General features: G+C 67.6%; 19 protein-coding genes and 1 pseudogene. 4 read left to right on the top strand and 16 right to left on the bottom strand.

The annotated features are described in order from the left end of the window. Positions 1-190: 190 nt before the first annotated feature. The 3 genes from DFLDMN_RS04695 to phaC all read right to left on the bottom strand — a co-directional run bounded on the left by DFLDMN_RS04695 (position 191) and on the right by phaC (position 4,169). Positions 191-931: a 3-ketoacyl-ACP reductase gene (locus tag DFLDMN_RS04695; RefSeq protein ID WP_423197329.1), complete on the bottom strand. Its 741-nt coding sequence runs from the start codon at positions 929-931 to the stop codon at positions 191-193. Between the two features lie 102 nt (positions 932-1,033). After that, positions 1,034-2,212 carry an acetyl-CoA C-acetyltransferase gene (locus tag DFLDMN_RS04700; protein WP_423197330.1) on the bottom strand — a complete coding sequence of 393 codons (1,179 nt, stop codon included), beginning with the start codon at positions 2,210-2,212 and terminating at the stop codon, positions 1,034-1,036. An 82-nt stretch (positions 2,213-2,294) separates the two neighbouring features. Then, the gene (gene phaC, locus DFLDMN_RS04705) at positions 2,295-4,169 is read right to left on the bottom strand and encodes a class I poly(R)-hydroxyalkanoic acid synthase (protein ID WP_423197331.1); all 1,875 of its coding nucleotides are present in this window, start codon (positions 4,167-4,169) and stop codon (positions 2,295-2,297) included. A 358-nt stretch (positions 4,170-4,527) separates the two neighbouring features. On the opposite strand from phaC, the gene DFLDMN_RS04710 reads away from it, so the two are divergent. After that, positions 4,528-4,755, top strand: a complete 228-nt coding sequence (locus DFLDMN_RS04710; RefSeq protein WP_423197332.1) for a hypothetical protein — start codon at positions 4,528-4,530, stop codon at positions 4,753-4,755. Between the two features lie 22 nt (positions 4,756-4,777). On the opposite strand, the gene pgeF is transcribed toward DFLDMN_RS04710, so the two are convergent. Together pgeF and DFLDMN_RS04720 are read right to left on the bottom strand one after the other, a co-directional pair. Then, the gene (gene pgeF, locus DFLDMN_RS04715; RefSeq protein ID WP_423198317.1) at positions 4,778-5,617 is read right to left on the bottom strand and encodes a peptidoglycan editing factor PgeF; all 840 of its coding nucleotides are present in this window, start codon (positions 5,615-5,617) and stop codon (positions 4,778-4,780) included. Positions 5,618-5,639: 22 nt separating this feature from the next. After that, a complete protein-coding gene (locus DFLDMN_RS04720) occupies positions 5,640-6,845 on the bottom strand; it encodes an RluA family pseudouridine synthase (RefSeq protein WP_423197333.1) in 1,206 nt (401 codons plus the stop codon). A 16-nt stretch (positions 6,846-6,861) separates the two neighbouring features. Here DFLDMN_RS04720 and DFLDMN_RS04725 point away from each other — a divergent pair, with 16 nt between their 5' ends. Beyond that, positions 6,862-7,716 (top strand): outer membrane protein assembly factor BamD, encoded by an 855-nt coding sequence (locus DFLDMN_RS04725; RefSeq protein ID WP_423197334.1) that lies wholly within the window; start codon positions 6,862-6,864, stop codon positions 7,714-7,716. A gap of 111 nt (positions 7,717-7,827) precedes the next feature. Here the strand turns inward: DFLDMN_RS04725 and DFLDMN_RS04730 are convergent, their stop codons facing one another. From DFLDMN_RS04730 to DFLDMN_RS04740, 3 genes are all read right to left on the bottom strand, one after another. Next, positions 7,828-9,939 carry an ATP-dependent DNA helicase gene (locus tag DFLDMN_RS04730; protein ID WP_423198318.1) on the bottom strand — a complete coding sequence of 704 codons (2,112 nt, stop codon included), beginning with the start codon at positions 9,937-9,939 and terminating at the stop codon, positions 7,828-7,830. A gap of 162 nt (positions 9,940-10,101) precedes the next feature. Then, on the bottom strand, positions 10,102-10,305 hold the full coding sequence (locus DFLDMN_RS04735; protein WP_423197335.1) for a YdcH family protein: 204 nt from the start codon (positions 10,303-10,305) through the stop codon (positions 10,102-10,104). Positions 10,306-10,370: 65 nt separating this feature from the next. Continuing rightward, positions 10,371-11,291, bottom strand: a complete 921-nt coding sequence (locus DFLDMN_RS04740; RefSeq protein WP_423197336.1) for a hypothetical protein — start codon at positions 11,289-11,291, stop codon at positions 10,371-10,373. 247 nt (positions 11,292-11,538) lie between these two features. Between DFLDMN_RS04740 and DFLDMN_RS04745 the strand changes: the two genes are divergently transcribed. Further along, a complete protein-coding gene (locus tag DFLDMN_RS04745) occupies positions 11,539-13,902 on the top strand; it encodes a Tex family protein (RefSeq protein WP_423197337.1) in 2,364 nt (787 codons plus the stop codon). Between the two features lie 139 nt (positions 13,903-14,041). Here DFLDMN_RS04745 and DFLDMN_RS04750 read toward each other — a convergent pair whose 3' ends face one another. From DFLDMN_RS04750 to DFLDMN_RS04785, 8 genes and pseudogenes are all read right to left on the bottom strand, one after another. Then, complete coding sequence (locus tag DFLDMN_RS04750; protein ID WP_423197338.1) at positions 14,042-15,940, bottom strand: potassium transporter Kup; 1,899 nt, start codon at positions 15,938-15,940, stop codon at positions 14,042-14,044. A 439-nt stretch (positions 15,941-16,379) separates the two neighbouring features. Beyond that, positions 16,380-17,111 (bottom strand): ABC transporter ATP-binding protein, encoded by a 732-nt coding sequence (locus DFLDMN_RS04755; protein WP_423197339.1) that lies wholly within the window; start codon positions 17,109-17,111, stop codon positions 16,380-16,382. A 167-nt stretch (positions 17,112-17,278) separates the two neighbouring features. Further along, positions 17,279-18,064, bottom strand: a pseudogene (locus DFLDMN_RS04760) (ABC transporter ATP-binding protein); the annotation flags it as partial. Continuing rightward, positions 18,061-19,272, bottom strand: a complete 1,212-nt coding sequence (locus DFLDMN_RS04765; RefSeq protein WP_423198319.1) for a branched-chain amino acid ABC transporter permease — start codon at positions 19,270-19,272, stop codon at positions 18,061-18,063. The gene DFLDMN_RS04765 and the pseudogene DFLDMN_RS04760, both read right to left, overlap by 4 nt. Before the next feature lie 31 nt (positions 19,273-19,303). Continuing rightward, positions 19,304-20,170, bottom strand: a complete 867-nt coding sequence (locus DFLDMN_RS04770) for a branched-chain amino acid ABC transporter permease (RefSeq protein ID WP_423197340.1) — start codon at positions 20,168-20,170, stop codon at positions 19,304-19,306. A 17-nt stretch (positions 20,171-20,187) separates the two neighbouring features. Continuing rightward, positions 20,188-21,414, bottom strand: coding sequence for an ABC transporter substrate-binding protein (locus DFLDMN_RS04775; RefSeq protein WP_423197341.1), 1,227 nt, complete (start codon positions 21,412-21,414; stop codon positions 20,188-20,190). 125 nt (positions 21,415-21,539) lie between these two features. Continuing rightward, positions 21,540-22,349, bottom strand: a complete 810-nt coding sequence (locus DFLDMN_RS04780; protein ID WP_423197342.1) for an alpha/beta fold hydrolase — start codon at positions 22,347-22,349, stop codon at positions 21,540-21,542. Between the two features lie 16 nt (positions 22,350-22,365). After that, the gene (locus DFLDMN_RS04785; protein WP_423197343.1) at positions 22,366-24,069 is read right to left on the bottom strand and encodes a benzoate-CoA ligase family protein; all 1,704 of its coding nucleotides are present in this window, start codon (positions 24,067-24,069) and stop codon (positions 22,366-22,368) included. Positions 24,070-24,367: 298 nt separating this feature from the next. Here DFLDMN_RS04785 and DFLDMN_RS04790 point away from each other — a divergent pair, with 298 nt between their 5' ends. After that, positions 24,368-25,330 carry a helix-turn-helix transcriptional regulator gene (locus tag DFLDMN_RS04790; RefSeq protein WP_423197344.1) on the top strand — a complete coding sequence of 321 codons (963 nt, stop codon included), beginning with the start codon at positions 24,368-24,370 and terminating at the stop codon, positions 25,328-25,330. Positions 25,331-25,449 lie beyond the last annotated feature (119 nt).

Raw genomic sequence — 25,449 nt, forward strand, 5'->3', positions numbered from 1 at the left:
CCCGGAAGACGGGCAAGCGAATGCGTGCCATGCGGTGCTTGTGCACCGCGCTGGCTGCGCCGCCGCAAACGCGGTCGGCCTGTCGGTATCAACCCAGGCATCGACGCAGGCATCAACCCAGGAGGTAACCCCGGGTATCAGCCCGGGGTAGCGCCCGTGGGTATCAGCCGCCCGGGTGTCGGCACGGGCCTCAACCCATGTGCAAACCGCCGTTGAGCGAGAAGTCGGCGCCGGTCGAGAAGCCCGATTCCTCGGACGACAGCCACGCGCAGATCGAGGCGATTTCCTCCGGCAGGCCCAGACGCTTGACCGGAATCGTCGCCACGATCTTGTCGAGCACGTCCTGGCGAATCGCCTTGACCATGTCGGTGGCGATATAGCCCGGCGACACGGTGTTGACGGTCACGCCCTTGGTGGCCATCTCCTGCGCGAGCGCCATGGTAAAGCCATGCAGGCCGGCCTTGGCGGTCGAGTAGTTGGTCTGGCCGAACTGGCCCTTCTGCCCGTTCACCGACGAGATATTGACGATGCGGCCCCAGCCGCGGTCGGCCATGCCGTCGATGACCTGCTTGGTGACGTTGAACAGCGACGTCAGATTGGTGTCGATCACCGCATCCCAGTCGGCGCGCGTCATCTTGCGGAACACCACGTCGCGCGTAATGCCCGCGTTGTTGATCAGCACGTCGACGTCGCCCACCTCGGCCTTTACCTTGTCGAACGCGGCCTTGGTCGAGTCCCAGTCCGCCACGTTGCCCTCCGACGCGATGAACTCGAAGCCGAGCGCGCGTTGCTGTTCGAGCCACTTCTCGCGGCGCGGCGAGTTGGGGCCGCAGCCGGCCACCACCTTGAAGCCATCCCGGGCCAGGCGCTGGCAGATCGCGGTTCCGATGCCGCCCATACCGCCGGTCACATATGCAATGCGCTGAGTCATAGTCGCTCCTAGTTGGCTCTCTTATTGATCGTTATCTGCTTGTTATCGCTGCCCGCGGGCGGCATGCCGCCCGGCCGACGCGGCCATCGCGGGCATTACCCCTCACCGCTCCACTGCGAGCGCAACGCCCATGCCGCCGCCGATGCACAGCGACGCCAGTCCCTTCTTTGCGTCGCGGCGCTTCATTTCATGCAGCAGCGTCACCAGGATGCGGCAGCCCGAGGCCCCGATCGGATGGCCGATCGCGATCGCGCCGCCGTTGACGTTGACCTTCGACTGGTCCCAGCCCATCTGCTGGTGCACGGCCAGCGCCTGCGCGGCAAAGGCCTCGTTGATTTCCATCAGGTCGAGGTCCTCGACGGTCCAGCCCGCACGGGACAGGCAGCGGCGCGAAGCCGGCACCGGGCCCATGCCCATCACGGCCGGATCGACACCCGCATTGGCATACGCCTTGATCGTGGCCAGCGGCGTCAGGCCCAGCTCCCGGGCCTTGGCGGCCGACATCACGACGACCGCGGCCGCGCCGTCGTTGATGCCCGACGCATTGGCGGCCGTGACCGTGCCCGACTTGTCGAAGGCCGGCTTGAGGCCCGCGATGCTGTCGAGCGTGGCGCCCTGGCGCACGAATTCGTCGGTCTTGAACGCGACCGGGTCACCCTTGCGCTGCGGAATCATGACCGGCACGATTTCCTCGTCGAAGCGGCCGGCTTTCTGGGCCGCTTCGGCCTTGTTCTGCGAGCCCACCGCGAACTCGTCCTGCGCCTCACGCGTGATGCCATATTCCTTGGCCACGTTCTCGGCGGTAATCCCCATGTGGTACTGGTTATAGACGTCCCACAGGCCGTCCACGATCATCGAATCGATCAGCTTGGTGTCGCCCATGCGGAAGCCGTCGCGCGAGCCGGGCAGCACGTGCGGCGCGGCGCTCATGTTCTCCTGGCCGCCGGCCACCACGATCTCGGCCTCGCCGGCGATGATGGCGTTGGCGGCCAGCATCACGGCCTTGAGTCCGGAGCCGCACACCTTGTTGATGGTCATGGCCGGCACCATGTCGGGCAGGCCGGCCTTGCGCGAGGCCTGGCGCGCGGGGTTCTGGCCCGAACCCGCCGTCAGCACCTGGCCCATGATCACTTCGCTGACCTGGTCCGGCTTGACGCCGGCGCGTTCCAGCGCGGCCTTGATCACAATGGCGCCGAGTTCCGGTGCGGGAATCCTGGCCAGCGAGCCGCCGAACTTGCCCACGCCGGTACGGGCGGCGGAAACGATGACGATGTCGGTCATTTGAAATCCTCTCGATGAAATATGCAGATCGGTAAGATCGGTTCGAAAAGCGGGCCCGGCCAGCGCCGGGATCCCGCGCAAGTCATGCCTTCGTCTTGACGTAGCGGCCCGGCGCGGGCTCGATCGCCTTGTAATGCGCGTTGCCGTAGGCGGTGGGCGCCGCGCGCTTGGGCCCGGCCTGCTTGCCGAGCCAGTTGTCCCAGTCCGGCCACCAGCTGCCGGCATGTTCCTGCGCGCCCGCCAGCCACTCCTGTGCGGAGCCCGGCAGCGCGTCGTTGGTCCAGTGGCTGCGTTTCTTCTTTGCCGGCGGATTGATCACGCCGGCGATATGGCCCGACGCGCCGAGCACGAAACGCAGCTTGTTGCCGAGCAGCGCGGTGGACGCATACGCCGAAGTCCACGGCACGATATGGTCGTCGCGCGAGCCGTAGATATACGTGGGCACGTCGATCGCGCCGAGATCCACCGGCGCGTTGCAGACGATCAGCTTGCCGGGCGTCTTCAGCTCGTTCTGCAGGTACGTATGGCGCAGGTACCAGCAGTACCACGGTCCCGGCAGGTTGGTCGCGTCGCCGTTCCAGAACAGCAGGTCGAACGGCACCGGCGTCTTGCCCTTGAGGTAGTTGTCGACCACGTAGTTCCACACGAGGTCGTTGGGCCGCAGGAACGAGAACGTATTGGCCAGTTCCACGCCGCGCAGCAGCGCGCACGGTGCGCCAGCCGCGCCGCCGATGGTGGCCTCGCGCAACTGCACATGCGCTTCGTCGACGAACACGTCGAGAATGCCGGTATCGGAAAAATCGAGCAGCGTGGTCAGCAGCGTCAGGCTGGCCGCCGGGCGTTCGCCGCGCGCGGCCAGCACGGCGAGCGCGGTGGCGATGATGGTGCCGCCCACGCAGAAGCCGAGCACGTTGATGCGGTCCTGGCCGCTGATATCGCGTGCCACCTCGATCGCGCGGATGGCCGCATGCTCGATGTAGTCGTCCCAGGTGCGTTCGGCCATGCTCGCATCGGGGTTGCGCCACGACACCAGGAACACCGTATGGCCCTGCTCCACCGCGTGCCGCACCAGCGAGCTCTCGGGCTGCAGGTCGAGGATGTAGTACTTGTTGATGCACGGCGGCACCAGCAGCAGCGGCCGCGCGTAGACCTTGTCGGTCAACGGCTTGAACTGGAGCAGTTGGAAGAATTCGTTCTCGTAGACCACCGCGCCTTCACTGACGGCGACGTTGCGGCCGACTTCGAAAGCGGCCTCGTCGGTCTGCGAGATCTTGCCGCGCGTCAGGTCCTCGAGCATATTGCGCACGCCCACACGCAGCGATTCGCCGCCCGATTCGATCAGGCGCTGCTGGGCATCGGGATTGGTCGCGAGGAAGTTGGCCGGCGACATCGCATCGACCCATTGCGACACCGCGAAGCGGATGCGCTGGCGCGTCTTGGCATCGGCCTCGACCGCATCGGCCAGTTCGGTCATGGCACGCGCGGTCAGCAGGTAGAACGCGGCGGCGTAGCGGTATGGCGCGTTGTTACGCCAGGCGTCGCTGGCAAAACGACGGTCGTTGAGTGGCGTCCCCTCGCCATTGGCGCCCGGTGCGGCGGCCTGCTGGCCCATTTCACGCCAGAGTTCGCTGAAATCCTGCAGGTAGCGTTGCTGGATCTGCGCCAGCTGGGACGGGGCGATCTTGACGCCGCCGGCTGGCGTGCCGTTGCCGAAGGCGCCCTGGAACATCCTGGCGAATGCCTCGCCGCCGGGGAAGGTGCCCGGGAACGAGCCAGGGAACGAACCGGGGAAGGCCGCGCCCGCCTGCATGCCGGGCGGCATCTTGCCGTTCATCTCGGGAGCCCACTGACGGGACCATTCCAGCCAGGCTGCTGGATCGAATGGCCCCGGCATGAATTGAAACGGTTGGGACTTGCCTTCCTGGGTGGAAGCTGCCGCACCTTTGCCGGTCGCCATGATGTATTCGTCTCTCTGCCGTCGCGTTAGAGTTGCTTTACGTCTTGTCTACGGTCGGCGGATACGGGTAACTGTCTCCCGACCCGCCACCCTGATCCGGGTGCGCTGCCTCGTTGCGATGACGATTTCATCGTGTCATCGCGCCACGGGCGCGTGCGCTAAGCTTGCCGGCAACACTGCAGGAAAATCGCCTTGCTGCGCGCGCTTTTCCCGAGAACCTGGACGGTTCCGATACATTGAAGGCATTGTTGCCTTGCAATGGAGACGCTGTCAATGCGGAATTCTGCAGAACGGCGTTACCTGTAAGAGGCGTACCTGACGGAAGCACCACCGTCTATCACATAGAGATTAAATACCAATGTATATCGTTGCGGTCGCCTGGCTGTACGTCGCCTTGATGATGGCGATTACCGAGACGACAGTGGTCGCCGGTGTGCTGACTTTTTTCGCCTATGGGGTGGGACCGGTGGCACTCGTGCTGTATATCCTCGGCACCCGGGGCCGGCGACGCCGGCGCCAGGCGCTGGAAGCCATGGCAGCGCGGGAGAACGATCAGGCGCCGGGCAATGGGCCGCCTGCGCCATGAGCGCAGGCCCCGCCCGCGCCGTTCAGTCCGCCAGCCAGACCAGCGTAGCCATGCGCCCGGTCACGCCGTCCCGGCGATAAGAATAAAACCGTTCGCGATCGGCAACCGTGCAGGCATCGCCGCCATAGACCTGCGTGCAGCCTGCGCGGGCCAGTCGGGTACGCGCAAGCGCATATAGATCGGCCAGATATTTGCCCGGTGCACCCGCGCGAAAGGCGGCCGCGACGGCCTCGCGTTCGCCGGGCCGGGCCGCATCGAGGAAGGCCTCGCGCACCTCCGCGCCGACCTCGAAGGCGTCGGGGCCGATGGCCGGCCCGAGCCAGGCCAGCCACTGTGGCGTGGCACGCGGGTGCCCTGCCACGGGTGCCGCCATGCGTGCCGCCATGCGCGCCAGCGTGGCCTCGATCACACCCGCGCACAGGCCCCGCCAGCCAGCATGGGCAGCGCCCACCACGGTGCCATCCGTATCGCATAGCAGCACGGGCAGGCAGTCGGCGGTCATGATCGCGCAGACGTGTCCCGCGGTAGTGGCAATGCTGGCGTCGGCCCGCGGCGTCGCGGCACCCGGGCCATTCCCGTCGCGATCGCTATCGCCGCCATCGTCGGCGGTGGCCACCGCGCAGCCATGGACCTGATCGAGCCAGCGCGGCATGGCCGGCAACCGCGCCGCCAGCCGGGCGCGGTTGGTCGCCACGGCGGCGGCGTCGTCGCCCACATGCGTGCCGAGGTTGAGGCCGCCCGCGCTGCCGTCGGCGAGCCCATACGGTGCCGCGCTGACGCCGCCATGGCGCGTGGTGGACAGCGCGCGCACGCGCGCCGGCGCCGGCCAGTCGGGCACGATCCAGGCGTCCACGGTGGTCATCGCCGCGCTGGTCCCCATCGCCTCACTCGTCGTCATCGTCATCGCCCTGCCATGGCTTGCTTTCATCCCATGGTTCGTCGTCTTCCCACTCGTCGTCCGCCTGCGCGCCCTCGAAGTCGAGCGCATCGATCAACGCCTGCAGGTCCTCTGGCGGCGGCGCCTGCCAGGACACCGCCTTGCCCGTGACCGGATGCACCAGGCCGAGCTTGTAGGCATGCAGCGCCTGGCGCGCCAGCGGCACCGGCAGCGGCACCCGGATGGCCGGGCGCTGGCCGCGCTGCGTGGCGCGAAAATAGACCGGGTCGCCCACCAGCGGATGTCCGATCGATTCGAAGTGCACGCGGATCTGGTGGGTGCGCCCGGTCTCCAGCTTGCACTCGACCAGCGACACCTTGCCGCGCCCGAGCGGCACCGTACCGAGCGTGCGGAAATGCGTGCGCGACGGCTTGCCGCTGCTGGTATGGACGATCGCCATGCGCGTGCGCTCGCGCGGATCGCGGCCGATCGGTGCGTCGATGGTGCCTTCGTCGGGGGTCTCGCCCCACACCAGCGCGATATAGGTTCGCTTGACGGTACGCGCCTGCAACTGCCGCACCAGATCGGTCTGCGCGGTCAGCGTGCGGGCCACCACCATCAGCCCCGAGGTTTCCTTGTCGAGTCGGTGCACGATGCCCGCGCGCGGCAGCGTGGCCGCCGCCGGATAGCGATGCAGCAGCCCGTTGAGCACGGTCCCGCTCCAGTTGCCGGCGGCCGGATGCACCACCAGCCCGGCGGGCTTGTCGATCACCAGCAGCGTGGCATCCTCGAACACGACGGACAACGGCACGTCCTCCGCGGTGAAGGCCAGCGTCTCGGGCGCGGCGCGCGGCTGCACCTCGATGCGCTGCCCCATCTGCACGGCGTCCTTGGCACGCCGCGGCTCGCCGTCGACGCGCACGGCGCCCTCCTCGATCCATTGCTGGATACGACTGCGGGAAAACTCGCTGAAGTGACGCGCGAGCAATTTATCGAGCCGCTCACCGTGGGCGGCGCTGTCAACTTCGAGGGAAAGTGGAACCAGGTCGTCCTGGGGTGCCGCCGGCGTGGCCGCGTCGGCAAAATCCTCGCCGTCATCGAGGTCTGTCTGCGACAATGCGGCCGGTGCCAGGCGCTCACGTTCACGGGGAACCCCCGCAATGCCGGTTTCGGCCTGGGGGGTTCGGCTATAATGCTTGGCGCTATTTTTCATCCGGGATAGGTTGCCCATGCATTTGCAGAGCACAAGATTGCAGAGCACAAAAAGCACGAAACGCGCCGACTGGCGCGCGAGGGTTGGAGCCATGTTGCTCGCCGGCGGCTGCATGATGCTGTCCGCGTGCGGCCTGCTGGGGGACCAGCCTGACGAGACCGCCGGCTGGTCGGCGAACAAATTATATGCGGAAGCCAAGGACGCCATGGATGGCGGCGACTACACACGCGCCGTCAAGCTCTATGAAAAGCTGGAAGGCCGCTATCCGTTTGGCCGCTATGCCCAGCAGGCACAGATCGACACGGCCTACGCCAACTACCGCGATGGCGAGACCGCCGCGGCGCTGGCGGCCATCGATCGCTTCATCCAGCTGCATCCGAGCCATCCGAACATCGATTACGCCTACTACCTGAAGGGCCTGATCAACTTCAACGACAACCTCGGCTGGCTGGGCCGCTTCTCGGGCCAGGACCTGAGCGAGCGCGACCCGAAGGCGGCCAAGGCGGCCTATGATGCCTTCAACACGCTGATCACGCGTTTCCCGGACAGCAAGTACGCCGAGGACTCGCGCCAGCGCATGCAGTACATCGTGAACTCGCTGGCCTCGCACGAAGTGCACGCCGCGCGCTACTACTACCGTCGCGGGGCCTACCTCGCCGCGGTGAACCGCGCGCAGCAGGCGCTCAAGGACTACGATGGCGCGCCCGCCAACGAGGAAGCGCTGTACATCATGATCCGCTCGTACGATTCGCTCGGCATGAAGGATCTGCGCGACGACGCCGCCCGCGTGATGGAACGCAACTATCCCAACAGCGACTTCATCAAGTACGGCGAGCGCCGCAAGGACAAGCCCTGGTGGGATGTGTTCTGAGGTCTCGCCAGCGACGGCCGACAAAAAAAGCCCGACCTCATCGTGTCGGGCTTTTTGTTGCCTGCGCCCCGGCCTGCCGCCAGCCGGGTTGCGGCACGGCAGGCCCGACGGCTACGCCGCTGCCTCCGGTGGCGCGCGCAGCCCCTCCAGGAAGCGGATGACCGTCTCCTCCTCGCGCGTGCGCGTGAACGGCGGCAGGCTCTGCCAGATCTGCCGCCCATACGGCTTTTCCACCAGTCGCATGTCGCAGATCGCCAGCACGCCGCGGTCGGATTCGGAACGGATCAGGCGCCCGGCGCCCTGCTTGAGCGTGATGACCGCGTGCGGCAGCTGGTGTACCGCAAACGGGCTCAGGCCCTTCTTCTGCAGCACCTCCATGCGCGCGGCCAGCACCGGATCGTCGGGCGGGGCAAACGGCAGCTTGTCGATGATGACGAGCGAGAGCGCCTCGCCGCGAACGTCGACGCCTTCCCAGAAGCTCTGGCTGCCTACCAGCACCGCATTGCCGAGTTCGCGGAAGCGGTCCAGCAATTCGGTGCGGCTGGCCTGCCCCTGCACCAGCAGCGGCAACTGCAGGCCGCGCTCGGCAAACGCGTCGTAGAGCATATCGGAGGCCTTCTGCACCGCGCGCAACGTGGTGCAGAGCAGGAAGGTGCGGCCGCCGGCCGCTTCGATCAGCGGCAACGCGCGCTCGACCACCGCCTCGGTGAACTGTGGCGACTGCGGCTGCGGCATGTCGCGCGGCACGTAGAGCAGACCTTGCGACGCGTAGTCGAACGGACTCGGCAAGGTCAGCGAGCGGTCCTTGTCCAGGCCCAGCTGCGCCGCGTAGTGGGCAAAGTTGCCCTTGACCGACAGCGTGGCCGAGGTAAACACCCACGCGCGCGGCTGGCCCTCGCGCTGGCGCGTGAAAATCGGCGCGATCGACAGCGGCGTACGGTGCAGCTGCACCGATTGCGAGAAGACTTCGACCCAGCGCACGGTATCGGGGCCGAACGAGGCGGCAGCCGGGGCGTCGCCGGCGTCGCCCTCGGCACCGGCGCCTGCCGCACCCGCGCCGCCTGCGCCGCTACCCGTACCGCTGCTGGTAGCGGTGGCCGCGGCCGGCGCCTCGCTGCGCCACGCCGCCAGCCGCTGCGATAGCTCCACGGCGCGGCGGTGGCATTGCTCCAGCGACTCGGCCCGCTCGGCCTGGCTTGCCAGCGCGGTGACAAAATCGTTCAACGCGGTGTCCACCGCATCGAGGGTCTCGAAGAACGGCTCGCGCATGCGCGGATCGGCCTCGATCTGGCCGAGCGCGAGGCGCACGTTGTCCTTGCCAAATGCCAGGCGCAGGTCACGCGCGGCGCGCTCCAGGGGCGCGCCAAGCCGCACCCAGTCCACCGCATCGCGTGCATGGGACAGGCCCTCGGCGACCGTATCGCGCGCGATTTCCAGCAACTGGCTGGTCGAGAGCGTTTCGCCAAAGAACAACGTGGCGGTCTCCGGCAACTGGTGCGCCTCGTCGAAGATGATGGTGTTGGCGGCCGGCAGCAGTTCGGCCATGCCGGTATCGCGCAGCACCACATCGGCAAAGAACAGATGGTGGTTGACCACCACGAGGTCCGCCTGCTGCGCCTCCTTGCGCGCGCGCATGACAAAGCATTCCTTGTAGCTCGGGCATTCGCTGCCCAGGCAGTTGTCACGCGTGGAGGTAACCAGCTGCCACACCGGCGCGTTCTCCGGCACGGCGGCAAGCTCGGCCTTGTCGCCCGACGCGGACGTCTTGGCGAAGTTGCCGATATCGCGCAGCCATACCGCGTCCTGCTTCGAGGCGAGCCGGCCATTTGCCTGCGCGCGTTCGAGGTGGTAGTGGCACACGTAGTTGGCGCGCCCCTTGAGCAGCGCAACCGAGATCGGTACGTTGAGCGCATGCCGCACGGTGGGGATGTCGCGCAGGAACAGCTGGTCCTGCAGGTTCTTGGTGCCCGTGGACAGGATGACCTTGCCGCCCCAGAGCATGGCCGGGACCAGATACGCAAAGGTCTTGCCGGTGCCGGTGCCGGCTTCGACGATGACGGTGTCGTGGCTGGCGATGGCGCCCGCGACCGCTTCGGCCATCTTCTTTTGCGAGGCGCGCGGGCGATAGCCCGGAATGGCGCTGGCCAGCGTACCGGTATCGGCGAAGATCGTGCCGAGCTGCGTGGCCTGGCTGGCGGCCTGACTGGCCGACGCGGGCAACAGCGCCTGCGCGCCGTCGAGCGTCACATCGTCGGCGGCGCCGGCATCGTTGGCGTCGCCCACCTCGACGGCGTGGCGAGAGGCCCTGGCGTCGTTGGCGTCGTTGGGCTCGGAGAGAGTTTCGTTGGAAGTCGCTGACACAATCGGGGTTCGGGGCACCGCCGCTCAGGCGGGCACATCGGGTTCCAGCTGAAGCTGCAGCAGCGTGATCGCATCCTTGAGCTTCAGCCGTCGTTTTTTCAGGCGGCGCAGTTGCAGTTCGTCGTGCGTGGCATCGGCGGACAGGCGGTCGATCAGATAGTCGAGATCGCGGTGCTCGATCTGCAGCTCGATGATCTGCCGCGCGAGCGTATTGAGGTTATCGTCCATATGCGTCCCTTGCTCTCACCGGATGTCCGCGCGCGCCGGTCTTGCCGGCATCGGCACCGTCGCCATCAGAATCCGAACGGGCTCGGGGTGCTCTGCGAATTCTGCTTGTCCTTGGCACGCTGGCGACGCTCGTCCAGGTCCTTCTGGCGCTCCGCCGCCTGGCGTTGCTTCTCCTGGAAGGCCTTGACATTCTCCTGGCGCTGGCGCGCCGCCTCGGCGCCCTTGCGCTGTGCTTCCTGCACGCGCGCGTCGAAGTCGGCCTGCTTCTGCTGGTACGCCTGCGCATTGGCGGCTCGACCGGGCGCGTCGGCGGCACGCTGGGCATCGCGTAACTGCTGCTCCTGCTGCTTGCGCTCGTACGACGCGCGGCTGGCGGCTTCATTGGCCGCGCGGCCGGGCTGGCCGGCCTCGTATTCGGCCTGGCGCAGCGCCTGCTCGCGGTCGCGCACGGCGGCCTTGTAAGCGCGCTCGGCATCGCCGACCTCCAGTTCGCGCTTGCGCAACACCTGCAGTTCTCCGCGCTGGATGTCCTTGGCCTGCTCGATACAGTGGTTGGTGAGGAACTTGCTGTAGCACTCGCGCTCGGCCACGCCGAAACGGTAGTTGGTCCACGCGCGCGAATCGCCGATGGCCCTGCGCTCGCCCTCGAAGTCGCGCGGTGCCGGCGGTTCCGGCGGGATGGCCAGCGCACCCGCGGCGCTCCCGCCAGCGGGCGTGGCTGCAGACGTTGCGGCCGGTGCCGATGCCTGCGCGCGAGCGGCCGCGACCGGCAGCAGCAGCGTGAGCGCGGCGGCGGTCAGCACGGTCGCGAGCACCGTCGCCACGGCGGCACCGCGCACGGCACGTGGCGACGCCGCGGCGGCGGCCGAAGCCGGCGAGCGGAACACAGCGGCCGAAAAATCGAGGGAACCCGAGGAACGAGGTGCCGGCATGATGGACGAGAAGACGGAGGCGACCATGGCGGCCGGGCGGGACAGGACGATCATGCCCGCGATTCTAGCATTTGCCCTGCCCCCGGCCCCGCCGCGCCCCCTCCTTTCGCCCATCCTTTCGCCCATCCTTCGGCCCCTCCTTCGGCCCCTCCTTCGGCCCCTCCTTCCGCCCTTCCTTCGGGTCACCCGGCACGCCCGCGCGTGCGTCGATCGAACAGCATGGCAAAAGGTCGCTTCCCGTCACTGGACCACGCGCCCGCTTGTGGCAAAATGCCCCGCTTTCGACTGACTGTTTTCCCCGATGTCCAACCTGCCTGCTTCCGTCACGCAAAAGATTGTCTCGCTCATCGCGGCCGAACTGTCCGTGCAACCCCGCCAGGTGGCCGCCGCCGTGGAACTGCTCGACGAAGGCGCCACCGTGCCGTTCATCGCGCGCTACCGCAAGGAAGTGACCGGCAATCTCGACGACACCCAGCTGCGTACGCTCGAAGAGCGCCTGCTGTACCTGCGCGACATGGAAGAGCGCCGCGCGACCATCCTGGCGTCCATCGAGGAACAGGGCAAGCTGACCGACGAGCTGCGCACGGCCATCGAGGCCGCCGAGACCAAGCAGGCGCTCGAGGATCTGTACCTGCCCTACAAGCCCAAGCGCCGCACGCGCGCCCAGATCGCGCGCGAATGCGGGCTGGAGCCGCTGGCGCAGGCGCTGCTGGCCGATCCCACGCTCGATCCGCAGGCCGAGGCCAGCAAGTACGTCAACGGCCAGCCCACTGCCGAGGGCGGCGTGCCTGACGTCAAGGCCGCGCTGGACGGCGCGCGCGACATCCTGTCGGAGCAGTTCGGCGAAACCGCGGAACTGCTCGGCAAGCTGCGCGAGCACCTGTGGCAGAACGGCGTGGTCAGCGCCTCCGTGATGGAGGGCAAAGAGACCGCCGAGGAAGAGAAGTTCCGCGACTACTACAACTACAGCGAAACCATTCGCACGGTGCCGTCGCACCGCGCGCTGGCATTGTTCCGCGGCCGCAATGCCGGCGTGCTGATGGTCAAGCTGGGCCTGGGCGAAGAACAGGACGCCATGGTGCCGCATCCGTGCGAAGGCATGATCGCGCGCCATGTGGGCATCCAGAACCTGAACCGCCCGGCCGACAAGTGGCTGGCCGACGTGTGCCGCTGGTGCTGGCGCGTCAAGGTGCAGCCGCACCTGGAAACCGAGCTGCTGACCCAGCTGCGCGAAACCGCCGAAGGCGAGGCCATCAAGGTGTTCGGCCGCAACCTGCATGAACTGCTGCTGGCGGCACCGGCCGGCCCCAAGGCCGTGATGGGCGTCGACCCCGGTATCCGCACGGGTTGCAAGGTGGCGGTGGTGGATGCCACGGGCAAGCTGCTGGAAACCGCGACCATCTATCCGCATGAGCCGCGCCGCGACTGGAACGGCTCGCTCGCGACGCTGGCGCGCATGGCAAAGCAGCATGGCGTGGCACTGGTCTCGATCGGCAACGGGACCGCCAGCCGCGAAACCGACAAGCTGGTGCAGGACCTGATGCGCAACATGCCCGAGCTCAAGCTGACCAAGATCGTGGTGAGCGAAGCCGGTGCCTCGGTGTACTCGGCCTCGGAACTCGCGGCAAAAGAGTTCCCCGATCTGGACGTCTCGCTGCGCGGCGCCGTATCGATCGCGCGACGCCTGCAGGATCCGCTGGCCGAGCTGGTCAAGATCGATCCCAAGTCGATCGGCGTGGGCCAGTACCAGCACGACGTCAATCAGCGCGAACTGGCCCGTACGCTCGATGCCGTGGTGGAAGACTGCGTGAATGCAGTCGGCGTGGACGTCAACACCGCCTCGGCGCCGCTGCTCGCGCGCGTGTCGGGTCTCAATTCGGTGCTGGCGCGCAATATCGTCGAGTTCCGCGATGCCAACGGCGCGTTCCCCAACCGCGATGCCCTGAAGCAGGTGCCGCGGCTGGGCGACAAGACGTTCGAGCAGGCGGCGGGCTTCCTGCGCATCAACAATGGCGACAATCCGCTCGACCGTTCGTCGGTGCACCCGGAAGCCTATCCGGTGGTGCAGCGCATTCTCGACCATATCAAGAAGGGCCTGCCCGATGTGATGGGCAACCGCGACGCGCTGCGCGGCCTGTCCGCACAGCAGTTCACCGACGAAACCTTCGGCCTGCCGACGGTGCGCGACATCCTGTCGGAACTGGAAAAGCCGGGCCGCGACCCGCGTCCCGAGTTCAAGACCGCGACCTTCCAGGACGGCGTGGAGGATATCAAGCACCTGCAGCCGGGCATGGTGCTCGAAGGCGTGGTGACCAACGTGGCGGCATTTGGCGCGTTCGTCGACATCGGCGTGCACCAGGACGGCCTGGTTCACATCTCGGCGCTGTCGAACAAGTTCGTCAAGGACGCGCACGAGGTGGTCAAAGCCGGCCAGATCGTCAAGGTCAAGGTGATGGAAGTCGACGTCAAGCGCAACCGCATCGGCCTGACCATGCGGCTCGACGACGAGCCCGGCCAGGCGGCGCCGCGCGGCGCTGGCGGCAATGACCGTGGGCATGACCGCGGCGGTCAGCGTGCCGGTGGCGGCAAGGGCTTGGGCGGTGGTCGCCGCGAACCGGAACCGGTGGGCGCGATGGCGGCGGCGTTTGCCAAGCTGAAGCGATAAGCGGTAAGCGCGGTAAGCAGTATCCATGCGGTGCGGGGTCAGGCTCACGTGGCCTGACCCCGCACCGCTCTCGCGCCCGTTAGCGGGTCGTCCTCTGCGAGCTCAGCCCGCCTGGGCTCAGCTCACCCCCCACCCCAGCTCAGATCTCTACCTTCGTTCCCAACTCCACCACGCGGTTGGCGGGAATCGAGAAGAAGTCGGACGGCTTGGCGCCGTTCTGATGCATCCAGGCAAACAGGCTCTCGCGCCACATCGACATGCCCGGCAGCTTCGACGGGATTACCGATTCGCGCGCGATGAAGAAAGACGTCTCCATCAGCTCGAAATCCATGTTCAGCTTGCGGTGCGCCAGATCGAGCACGCGCTGCACATCCGGGGTTTCCTTGAAGCCGTATTCCGACTTGAGGATAAACACGCCGCCGCCCAGGTCCTTGCAGGTCAGGCGCTGGTCGTCGTCGACGTACGGCGTATCGCGCGTGACAAAGCTCAGGAACACCACGCGTTCATGCAGCACGCGGTTGTGCTTGAGGTTGTGCAGCAGCGAGACCGGGACCGACTCGGTATTGCCGGTCAGGAACACCGCCGTGCCTTCCACGCGATGCGGCGGGTGCGCCAGCAGGCCGGCGATAAACGGCTCGAGCGGAATACCGTCTTCCAGGCTGCGCGCGCGCAGCAGCTTGCGGCCGCTGTGCCACGTCATCAGCAGGAAAAACGCCGCGCTGCCCATCAGCAGCGGGAACCAGCCGCCTTCGGCCACCTTGAGCAGGTTGGCCGAAAAGAACGTGAGGTCCACCAGCAGAAAGCCCACGCCAAGGATCGTGACGAACACCGGATTCCATTTCCAGACGCTGCGCATGACCACGGCGGCGAGGAAGGTCGTGATCAGCATGGTCGTGGTTACCGCGATACCGTACGCGGCGGCGAGGTTCTCTGACTTCTTGAACGAGATCACCACGGCCACCACCAGCAGCAGCAGGATCCAGTTGATCACCGGCAGGTAGATCTGACCGATCTCGGCCGCCGAGGTATAGCGGATGCGCATGCGCGGCACAAAGCCGAGCTGGATGGCCTGACTGGTCAGCGAGAACGCGCCCGAGATCACCGCCTGCGACGCGATCACCGTGGCACACGTGGCCAGCAGCACCATCGGCAGGATCAGCGGTGCCGGCACCATCAGGTAGAACGGGTTGCTGACCGCTTCCGGGTGCTGCAGCAGCATCGCGCCCTGGCCGAAGTAGTTGAGCATCAGACTCGGCATGACGAGGATAAACCAGCCGATGCGGATGGGACGGGCACCGAAGTGACCCATGTCGATATAGAGTGCCTCGGCACCGGTCAGCACCAGGAACACCGCGCCCAGCACGATAAACGCCTGCAGCGAGTGTTCGATCAGAAAGTGGATGCCGTACCAGGGGTTGATCGCCTTGAAGATTTCCGGCGACTGCATGACGTTGTACACGCCCAGCGCGCCCAGCGTCAGGAACCAGACCACCATGATCGGGCCGAACAGCTTGCCGACGGCGGCCGTGCCATGGCGCTGGATCAGGAACAGCGCGACCAGGATCACCAGCGTGATCGGTATGACGAAGTGCGACAGCTGCGGCGCGGCCACCTCCAGGCCTTCCACGGCGGAGAGCACGGAAATGGCCGGCGTGATCACCGCATCGCCGTAGAACATGCATGCCCCGAAGATGCCGAGCATCATCAGCAGGCGCGCCTTGCGCGAGCGCGGGGTGGCGGTGCGCAGCACCAGCGCCATCAGCGCCAGCACCCCGCCCTCGCCATCGTTGTCGGCGCGCATGACGAACACCACGTACTTGAGCGAGACCACGATGATCATCGCCCAGAACAGCATGGAGATCACACCGAGCACGGCATCCGCGCTGAACGGGATGCCGTGGTCCTGGCTGAAGCACTCCTTGAGCGCGTAAAGGGGGCTGGTGCCGATATCGCCGAACACCACGCCGATCGCCCCCATGACTAGCGCACGTGTGCTGGGGCTTTCGACAAAGTAATGACTGGTTGCGGATTGGGTCATGGTCTGGGTCTGGTGGACCGGCTTGCGCCCTCGGCCAGGCTTGGCGGCCGGCCAGTCGGGCCGGCACCGCAGCGCGCCATCGGGGGTGATACCTGGGTTGATACCTGAGTTGATACCTGAGGTGATATCGCGGTGGATATCGCAGTTTCTCTCACGCAAGCGGTTCCGGTCCGCGTTGGGCTTGTCGCCTTCTCATCTTGCACGGTATTGCGTTGCACAAACGCGCGCCATTCTAGTTGAACTGCCGTCTGGCGACCACTGTGGAAATCGCCCGTGCCCGGCCCCATTGACCTGCAGCGACCCGCCAGGCATGGGGGGCGGGCGCAGCGAGGTCAAGGCCCGCACGCGATGCGCGGGTGCTCTGCCGCACCCATGTGGCGTTGCGATGGCACGACACAGCGTGCTGCATTTATCACATTGCGGAAGCGCAAGCGGGCGTTCAAACACCGAGGTAGCGATCCAGCAAGGCCGGCCGCGCGCGCAGTTCCGCGGCGCCGCCGGCCATCACGACCTGGCCCTTTTCCAGCACCACCACGCGGTCGGCGTGGTCGAGCACGGCCCGGTAGTTGCGGTCGACCACGATCGCGGCAATACCGGACGCGCGCACGGTGGCGATGACCTGCCAGATCTCGTGCACGATCTTCGGCGCCAGGCCCTCGGTCGCTTCGTCGAGCACCAGGCAGTCGGGGTTGGTCATCAGCGCGCGGCCGATCGACAGCATCTGCTGCTCGCCGCCCGAGAGCTGTTGGCCGCCATGCGCGAGCCGCTCGCGCAGGCGCGGAAACAGGTCGAGCACGCGCGCCTCGTCCCAGTCGCGGCGGCCGCCCGCGCCCGGGCGCGCGGCCATGATCAGGTTCTCGCGCACCGACAGGTTGGGAAAGATCCCACGCCCTTCCGGTACATACGCCACGCCGAGCCGCGCCACCTCGTGCGGCTGGCCGTGCGAGAGATCGCGCCCGGCCACACGGATCTGGCCCTCGCGCTGGCGCACATGCCCCAGCAGGGTGCGCAGCAGCGTGCTTTTGCCCATGCCGTTGCGGCCCAGCAGGCCGACGGTCTCGCCCACGCCCACGCGAAAATCGATGCCGCGCAGGACATGGCTCGAGCCGTACCAGGCGTGGATGCCGGTAGCGGCGATGAGGTCGTGCGCGCCGGGGTTCGTCCGCGTCATGGCTGCACTCCCGGCGCCACGCCGGTTGGCGTGGCCCCTGGGGCATGGCTGGCCTGGACGCCGGCCGCCCATGCGGCGCCGGCGGCCCGGCGTGCCGAACCTGGTGTCAAACGTGGTGCCGATCCCGGGTCCGTGCCCCCGCCCTCGGCCTCCCCGTCGCCGCGGCCATCGTCCTCCCCAAGGTACGCCAGCTGTACCTCGCGATTGGACCGGATATCGGCCGGCGTCCCGGTCGCGATCACGCTGCCGTTGACCATGACCGTGATGCGATCGGCCACCGCGAACACGGCTTCCATATCGTGCTCGACCAGCAGGATCGCGTGGCCATCGCGCAGCCCGCGCAGCAGCTCGAGCATGCGCCCCGACTCTTCGGCGCCCATCCCGGCCAGCGGTTCGTCCAGCAACAGCGCCACCGGTTGCGTGGCCAGGCACATCGCCACTTCGAGCTGGCGCTTCTGACCATGCGCCAACTCGCTGGCGAGGCGGTGCGCATGCGCCGACAGGCCGGCGCGCTCCAGCGCCTCGTCCGCCAGCGCGCGGCTGGTGCGGCACGACAGCGCGGGCTCCCACAATCGCCAGGCACGCTGCGCGCGCGATTGCGCCGCCAGCCGGCAGTTCTCGCGCACGGTGAGCGGCAGGAAGATATTGTTGCGCTGGTAGCTGCGGCCCACGCCATGGCGCGCCAGGCGCGGCTGGTCCCAGCCCGTGACGTCCTGGCCCTGCAGGTGCAAGCGCCCCGCCGACGGCGGCAGCTCGCCCGACAGCAGATTGATCAGCGTCGATTTGCCGGCGCCGTTGGTACCGATCACCGCGTGGACCTCGTGCAGCTCGAGCGTGAGGTCCACGTCGTTGACGGCCAGCAGCCCGCCGAACCGGCGCGTCAGCCCGTGTGCCGCCAGCACGGGCGCGGCGGCGTCGGCCGCCGCGAGGGCATCGGCGAGCGTGTCGATCATATGGCCTCCCTGCCCCGGGCCTCGTGTGAACCTGCATGCGGGACGGCATGTACGCCGGTATTGGCGCCGGTATTGGCGCCGGTATTGGCGCCGTCATGTGAGCCTGCCTGCGGGTGGACATGTGGGCCGGCATGGCCGACCGTCCCGCTCTCGCCGCCCTCCGCCGGCGGCACGGCCTGCTGGCGTTCGCGCACGCGGCGCCGGCCGCGCATACCACTGCGCAGCACCGAGGGCAGGCTGACCAGTCCACGCGGCAACAGCGCCACCGCGACGATGATGAAGGTGCCCATCAGCAACTGCCAGTGCTTGGTCAGCGTACTGAACCATTCGGCCAGCAGCACGAACGAAAACGCGCCCAGCACCGCGCCGGCGAGGCTGCCGACGCCGCCGAGAATCACCATCAGCATGGCGTTGCCCGACTGGTGCCACGAGGCGATTTCCGGATTCACAAAGCCGAACTGGATGGCGTACAGATAGCCGGCCAGTCCGGCCAGCATGCCGCCGGCGACAAACGCGCCGAGCTGGTAGCGATAGGTCCCGTAGCCGGCCGCCCGCATGCGCTGCTCGTTGTGGCGAATGCCGACCAGTGCATGGCCAAAGCGCGAGCGCAGCAGCATCGCCAACCCGGCCAGCGAAACCACCAGCGCGCCCAGCACGAACCAGTAGAACGCCACCGGCTCGGCAATCGAAACCGGCCGCTCGCTCAGCAGGCCGAACTCCGGTCGGAAGTAGATATACGTGCCATCGCTGCCGCCCGCGATGCCGGTGTCGTGGAACACGAAGTACACCATCTGCGCAAAGGCGAGCGTGACCATGATGAAGTACACCCCACGGGTGCGCAGCACCAGCGCGCCAACTGCAAGCGCCAGCAGCGCAGACGCCCCCAGCGCGCCGAGCAGCAGCAGCCAGCCGTTGCCGGCCTCGCCCTGCGGCGCCAGCATCGCGGTGGCATAGGCGGCAATGGCGAAGTATGCGGCATGGCCGAGACTTACCAGGCCGGTATAGCCGATCAGCAACTGCAGCGAGAGCGCGAAGATCGCCATGATCATCACCTTGCTGAGCAGCTCGATATAGAACTTGTGGCTGTCGGCGGTCAGCACGAACGGCGCCGCCACCAGCAGCGCCAGCGCGGCCACCCAGCCCAGCGCGGCAAGCCACGCGGGGCGGCGCGGCGGTGCGGCCGGGTCGGACGAGGGAATCGAAGGCATCGATGACATATGTGTCTTCAGGTTCCCGCGCTCAGCCGGCGCGGAACAGCCCCTGGGGCTTCCAGAGCAGGATCACGGCCATGAACAGGTAGATCAGCACGCCCGCGGCGTCCTGCCAGAACACCTTGCCGAAGGTATCGACAAAGCCGAGCAGCAACGAGGCCACGAGCGCTCCCTTTACCGAGCCGATGCCGCCGATCACCACCACCACGAAGCAGACGATCAGCACCTGGCCGCCCATGCCCGGATAGACCGACGATACCGGCGCCGCGATCATCCCGGCCAGCACGGCCAGCGCCACGCCCAGCGCGAATACAAAGCGATAGAGCAGCGTGATGTTGATGCCGAGCGACTGCACCATCTCGCGGTTGGCGGCGCCCGCGCGGATCATCATGCCGAGCCGCGTGCGGCGGATCACGTAATACATCGCGCCCGCCACCAGCAGGCAGACCGCGGAGATAAACAGCCGGTAGACCGGATAGGTCATGTCGTTGCCGATCGGCAGCGCGCCGTCGAGCAGCGCCGGTACCGGCACGCCGTGCACGTCGTCGCCAACCAGAATGCTGCGCAACTCCTCGAACACCAGGATCAGGCCGTAGGTCATGAGTACCTGCTGCAGATGGTCGCGCTGGTAGAGATAGCTGAAGAACAGCCATTCGAGCAGGTAGCCGAACACGATCGCCAGCGCGATGCCGAGCGGCAGCGCCACGAACAGGCTGCCGGTCAGGCCGGCCAGCGTGAAGGCCAGGTAGGCGCCCAGCATGTAGAAGCTGCCATGGGCGAGATTGATCACGCCCATGATGCCGAAGATCAGCGTGAGCCCGCTCGCCACCAGGAACAGCAGCAGTCCGTACTGCACGCTGTTCAGGCACTGGATCAGGAAGGAAACGACGTCCATGCCACCCCTGGGCTCGATTACAGGCGGCAGCCGCGCGCGGGATCCGCGAGCGCGCGCACCGCCACGGCGCTGACCTTGTTTTCGCGGCCCTCGACCTTGCGGAGGTAGAAATCCTGCACCGGGTTATGCGCCTTCGACAACGTAAACGCGCCGCGCGGGCTGTCGACGCGCGCCGCCCCCATCGCCTTGAACAGGTCGGCCTTGCGCGTCATGTCGCCCTTGACCGCGTTGGCGCCGGCGGCCAGCAGTTGCGCGGCATCGTAGCCCTGCACCGCGTACACGTCCGGCTGCAGCTTGTAGGTCCTGGCATAGTCGAGGCGGAACGCCTTGTCGCGCGCGTTGGTGAGGCCGTCGGCATAGTGCAGCGTGGTTTCCAGGCCTTGCGCCGCGCCGCCCTGCGCTTCGAGCGTGCCGTCGGTCAGGAAGCCCGATGCATACAGCGGAATCTTGTCCTTGAGCCCGGCCGCGGCCCAGTCCTTGACGAACTTGACCGCGCCGCCGCCGGCAAAGAACACGAAGACCGCATCCGGCTTGAGCGAGGCGATCTCCGTGATCTGCGCCTGGAATTCGACGTTCGGGAAGGGCAGGCTCAACTCCTTGACGACCTTGCCGCCCTTGGCCTCGAGCGCTTCCTTGAAGCCCTTGACCGACTGCTCGCCGGCCGCGTACTTCCACGTCAGGGTCACCACGCGCTTGAGGCCGCGCTCCGCCACCACCTGGCCCATCGCATAGCCCGGCTGCCAGTTAGAGAACGAGGTGCGGAAGATATTGGCGCCGCACAGCGGGCCGGTGGCCTCGTCGGCACCGGCATTCGGAATGATCAGCAACGTGTTGTTTTCCTTGGCCACCTTGACGATGCCCATCTGTACCCCGGAATGCACCGTGCCCACCACCACATCGACCTGGTCGCGGCGGATCAGCTTGGTGGCGTTCTCGGGTGCCTTGGCCGGATCCGATTCGTCGTCGACCTTGAAGTACTCGACCTCGCGCCCGCCGAGCTTGCCGCCCTGCTCCTGGACATACATGCGAAAGCCGTTCTCGATGGCGGTGCCGAGCGCGGCATAGGTACCCGTGTACGGCAGCATGAAACCCACCTTGATGCGGCTGGCCGGCGTCTGCGCCTGCGCGGCGGGTGCGGCCGGTCCGGCGCCCAGTCCGACGGTCAGCGCGGTAGCGGCCACCACGGCCGGCAGACGCGCGCGCCAATGGCAACGCGACATGAAGCACGACGTGAAACGATGCATGGGTTCTCCTCCTGTTGGTCTGTGGCCGGTGGACCGGCGCGCACCGGCCGGGGTCTTGCCCCGGACCGGTGCGGCGGCCGCATTGTTCTAAGCTCGAAGGTTGTCGTCGGTGCCGTGATACGCGCTCATCTGCCGTGGTGCCGCGCCATGAAGGCGGTGGCCGCCGCGATCAGCGCCTCCGGCTGGTCGCGCTGCGGCGAATGCCCACAGCGCGCGAGTTTAAGCAGCGCCGTCTGCGGGGCATATCGATGGATACCCTCGATCTGCGCCATGGTGCCGTACTCGTCGTCCTCGCCCTGCACCGCCAGCACCGGGCAGCGGATCTGCGGCAGCAACGGCCGCAGGTCCCACGCGCGGAAGGCCGGGTCGAGCCAGATGTCGTTCCAGCCCCAGAACGCGGAGTCGACGTCGGCGTGATGGCGCGCCAGGCGTGCGCGCAGGTCGGTATGCAGATAGGCCTCGCGCGTGGCGGCAATGCTGCGCACCGACAGGTCCTCCACCACGATATGCGGCGCCAGCACGACCAGCCCGGCCACGGCGCGCGGAAAGCTGGCGGCATGGATCAGCGCGATCGAGCCGCCGTCGCTATGGCCGAGCAGCCAGGGTGCGCCATGGCGGCGGCCGGGGCCGATCTGCAGCGCCTCGAATAGCGCCGGCAGCGCCTCGCGCGCCTGCCGGTGCATGAAATCGACGCCCCACTTCTCCGCCGCCGGGCGCGGCGTGGAGGCGCCATAGCCATAGCGCGACAGCACCAGGCCGCGCAGGTCGGCCGCCTCGCACAGGCGCCGCGGAAAATCGCGCCACATGCTGACCGAGCCCAGGCCCTCATGGAGAAATACCACGAGCGGTCGCTCCACGTCCGCCGTGCCCAGCCACTGGATCTCGAGGTCGATCTGCCGGCCGTCGAACGGAATGGTTACCTGGTTGTCCGGCATGCGGGCTCCCGGCTGCTCACGCACGTCCGGCGGCTTCCTCGCGCTGACGCAGGCGGAAGCGCTGGATCTTGCCGGTGGCCGTCTTCGGTAATTCGTCCACGCATTCGATCAGGCGCGGATACTTGTACGGCGCCAGCCGCGCCTTGACGAACGCCTGCAGCTCGGCGGCCATGCCGTCGTGCCATGGCTGGCCGGGCCGCAGCACCACGAATGCCTTGGGCTTGACCAGCCCCTCGGCGTCGCTCACGCCGATCACGGCGGCCTCCAGCACGGCGGGATGCTGCGCCAGCGCTGCCTCCACCTCGAACGGCGAGACATAGATGCCGCCGACCTTGAGCATGTCGTCGCTGCGGCCGGCATAGACGTAGTAGCCGTCCTCGTCGCGAAAGTACTTGTCGCCGCTGCGCGTCCATGCGCCCACGAAGGTATCGCGGCTCTTGTCGCGATTGCACCAGTACATCAGCGCCGCCGACGGCCCCTTGATATAGAGATCGCCGATCTCGCCCGGCGCGCACGGCTCGCCGCGTTCGTCGAGCAGCTTGAGCTCGTAGCCAGGCACGGGTTTGCCCGTCGTGCCGTAGCGGACCTCGCCCGGGCGGTTCGACAGGAAGATATGGAGCATTTCGGTGGAGCCGATGCCGTCGAGGATGTCGCAGCCGAAATGCGCGTGGAAGCGGTCGCCGATATCGCGCGGCAGCGCTTCACCGGCCGAAGTGCAGACGCGCATGGCCACCTCGCGGCGTGGCGGCAGATCGGGCGCCGCCAGCATGCCGGCGAACAGCGTCGGCACACCGCAGAAGACCGTGGGCCGATGCGCGGTCAGGCGGCGGAACACCGCCTGCGGCGTGGGCCGCTCCGCCATCAGCAACGTGGTGGCGCCCACCGCGAGCGGAAAGGTCAGCGCATTGCCGAGGCCATACGCGAAGAACAGCTTGGCGGCCGAGAACACCACGTCGTCGGTACGCAGGCCCAGTACCTGGCGCGCGTATAGATCGGCGGTATGGAACAGGTTGGCGTGCGTGTGGACCGTGCCCTTGGGACGCCCCGTCGAGCCCGACGAGTAGAGCCAGAACGCCATGTCGTCGGGGCCGGTGCTGGCGACTTCGGCGGTGGCCTGGTGCGCGGCCACCATGGCGGCAACGGTGGTGGTGCGGGCTCCCGCATCGCCCTCGCTGCCCTCGCTGCCCTCATCATGCCCGGGCGCAGCCACGATCAGCTGGGCTGCCGCCCCGGCGCGCGCGCGTGCCGCCGTCATGACGGGACGCAGCGGCGCCGAGACTACCACCGCGCGCGCGCCGCTGTGATCGAGCATGTACGCGTAGTCCTCGGCGGTCAGCAGCGTGTTGACCGCGACCGGCACCACGCCGGCAAGCAGGCAGCCGAGGAACGCGGTCGGGAAATCGATGGTATCCAGCGCGCACAGCAGGACGCGCTCCTCGCGCCGAAAACCGGCGTGCCGCAGCGCCGCGGCAAAGCGGCGGCAGCGTTGGTCCAGCGCCGCAAACGTGATCGCACCGGCATCGTCGATATAGGCCACCTTGGCGCCGCGCCCCGCGGCAAGATTGCGCGACAGCAGGTCGTGCGCGGCGTTATAGCGCGGCGGCAGTTCGGTCACCACCGGGGCGGGGGCCATGCCACTGCCATCCGGCGCCGCAGCCGCCGGGTGCATGGCGGCGTGGGCGGCGCCGGCGGGCGCGGTGACGGAAATGGGGGGCATCATGTCTCCACTCCTCTGGGCCGGTCGGTCCATCGGGATGCCGGGCCGGACGTCGGCAGGTTGTCTGATTGTCTCGACAGCCGAGGCGTCACAACCCCATGGCCGCCGCGGTTGATGCATTTTATTTCATATCATCTATTATGCAAGCAAGGGTATGCACTATATGGCACCTTTTGGCCGCGCCCTGGGGCGGGAGGGTCCCGTAGTGGGGGTCCCATGGCAGGATTCATCGCGACGGTAACCGCTCCGTATAATGCGACCCAGCCGGTCACGAGCCGCCGCCCATTTCCACTCAACACGCATGCGCCGCGATCCCGATCCGCAGTCCCATCCCGCATCGATCCCGGAAGAGCGCGCCAGCGCGGCCACCGCCGCCGCGCGCGACCCCTACCTGACCCAACTGGGCGAGCGCATCCGCTCGCTGCGCGCCGCGCGCGGCATGTCGCGCAAGGACCTGGCGCGCGGCGCCGGAGTCTCGGAGCGCTATCTGGCCAACCTCGAAACCGGTACCGGCAACGCCTCGGTACTGCTGCTGCGACAGGTCGCGGGGGCGCTCGATGTGCCGCTGCCCGTCGTGCTCGCCGAAGTCGACGGGCAGGCCGAGAGCGGGGCCGCCACCGGCCAGCGCGCCACCGACTTTTCGCAGCTCGTGCAGTGGCTCGCGCAATTGCCCGCCGCCGACCTCGCGCGCGTACGCGATGCCGCCCGGCAGTCACTGGCGCCCGCCGCCGCACCGTCCGCGCGGCATCGCCGCATCGCGCTGATCGGCTTGCGCGGCGCCGGCAAGTCCACCCTGGGACGGGCCCTGGCGGCGGCGGAAGACCTGCCCTTCGTCGAGCTGAACGCCGCCATCGAGCGCGAGGCCGGCGCCAGCCTGTCCGAGATCCATTCGCTGTATGGCCAGGCCGCTTATCGCCGCTACGAGCTGCGCGCACTGGAACGCGTGCTGCGCGAGCACGACGCCATGGTACTGGCCACCCCGGGCAGTCTCGTGTCCGAGCCAGCCACCTTCAATCTGCTGCTGTCGCACTGCTACACGGTCTGGGTGCGCACCACGCCCGAGGAGCATATGGCGCGCGTGGTGGCGCAGGGCGATATGCGCCCCATGGAGGGCAACCGCGAGGCCATGACCGACCTGCGACGCATCCTGCAGGCGCGCTCCCCGCTCTACGCACGCGCCGACCTCGCCATCGACACCAGCGGGCAGGACGCCAGCACCTCGCTGGCCGCGCTGCGCGCGCAATTGCGCCAGGCTGGCGCCTGAGCGGACGACCGCGCGAGTGGTACCACGCTCCAGTGCCCCCGCCGGGCCTGCAATGGCGCCGACACATCTAATGCACTATATTTCACAACATTAAACGGCGCACTATATTGCACTGCACA

Origin of the sequence: Cupriavidus sp. H19C3, from assembly GCF_049393815.1 — a bacterium.
GTDB lineage: Bacteria > Pseudomonadota > Gammaproteobacteria > Burkholderiales > Burkholderiaceae > Cupriavidus.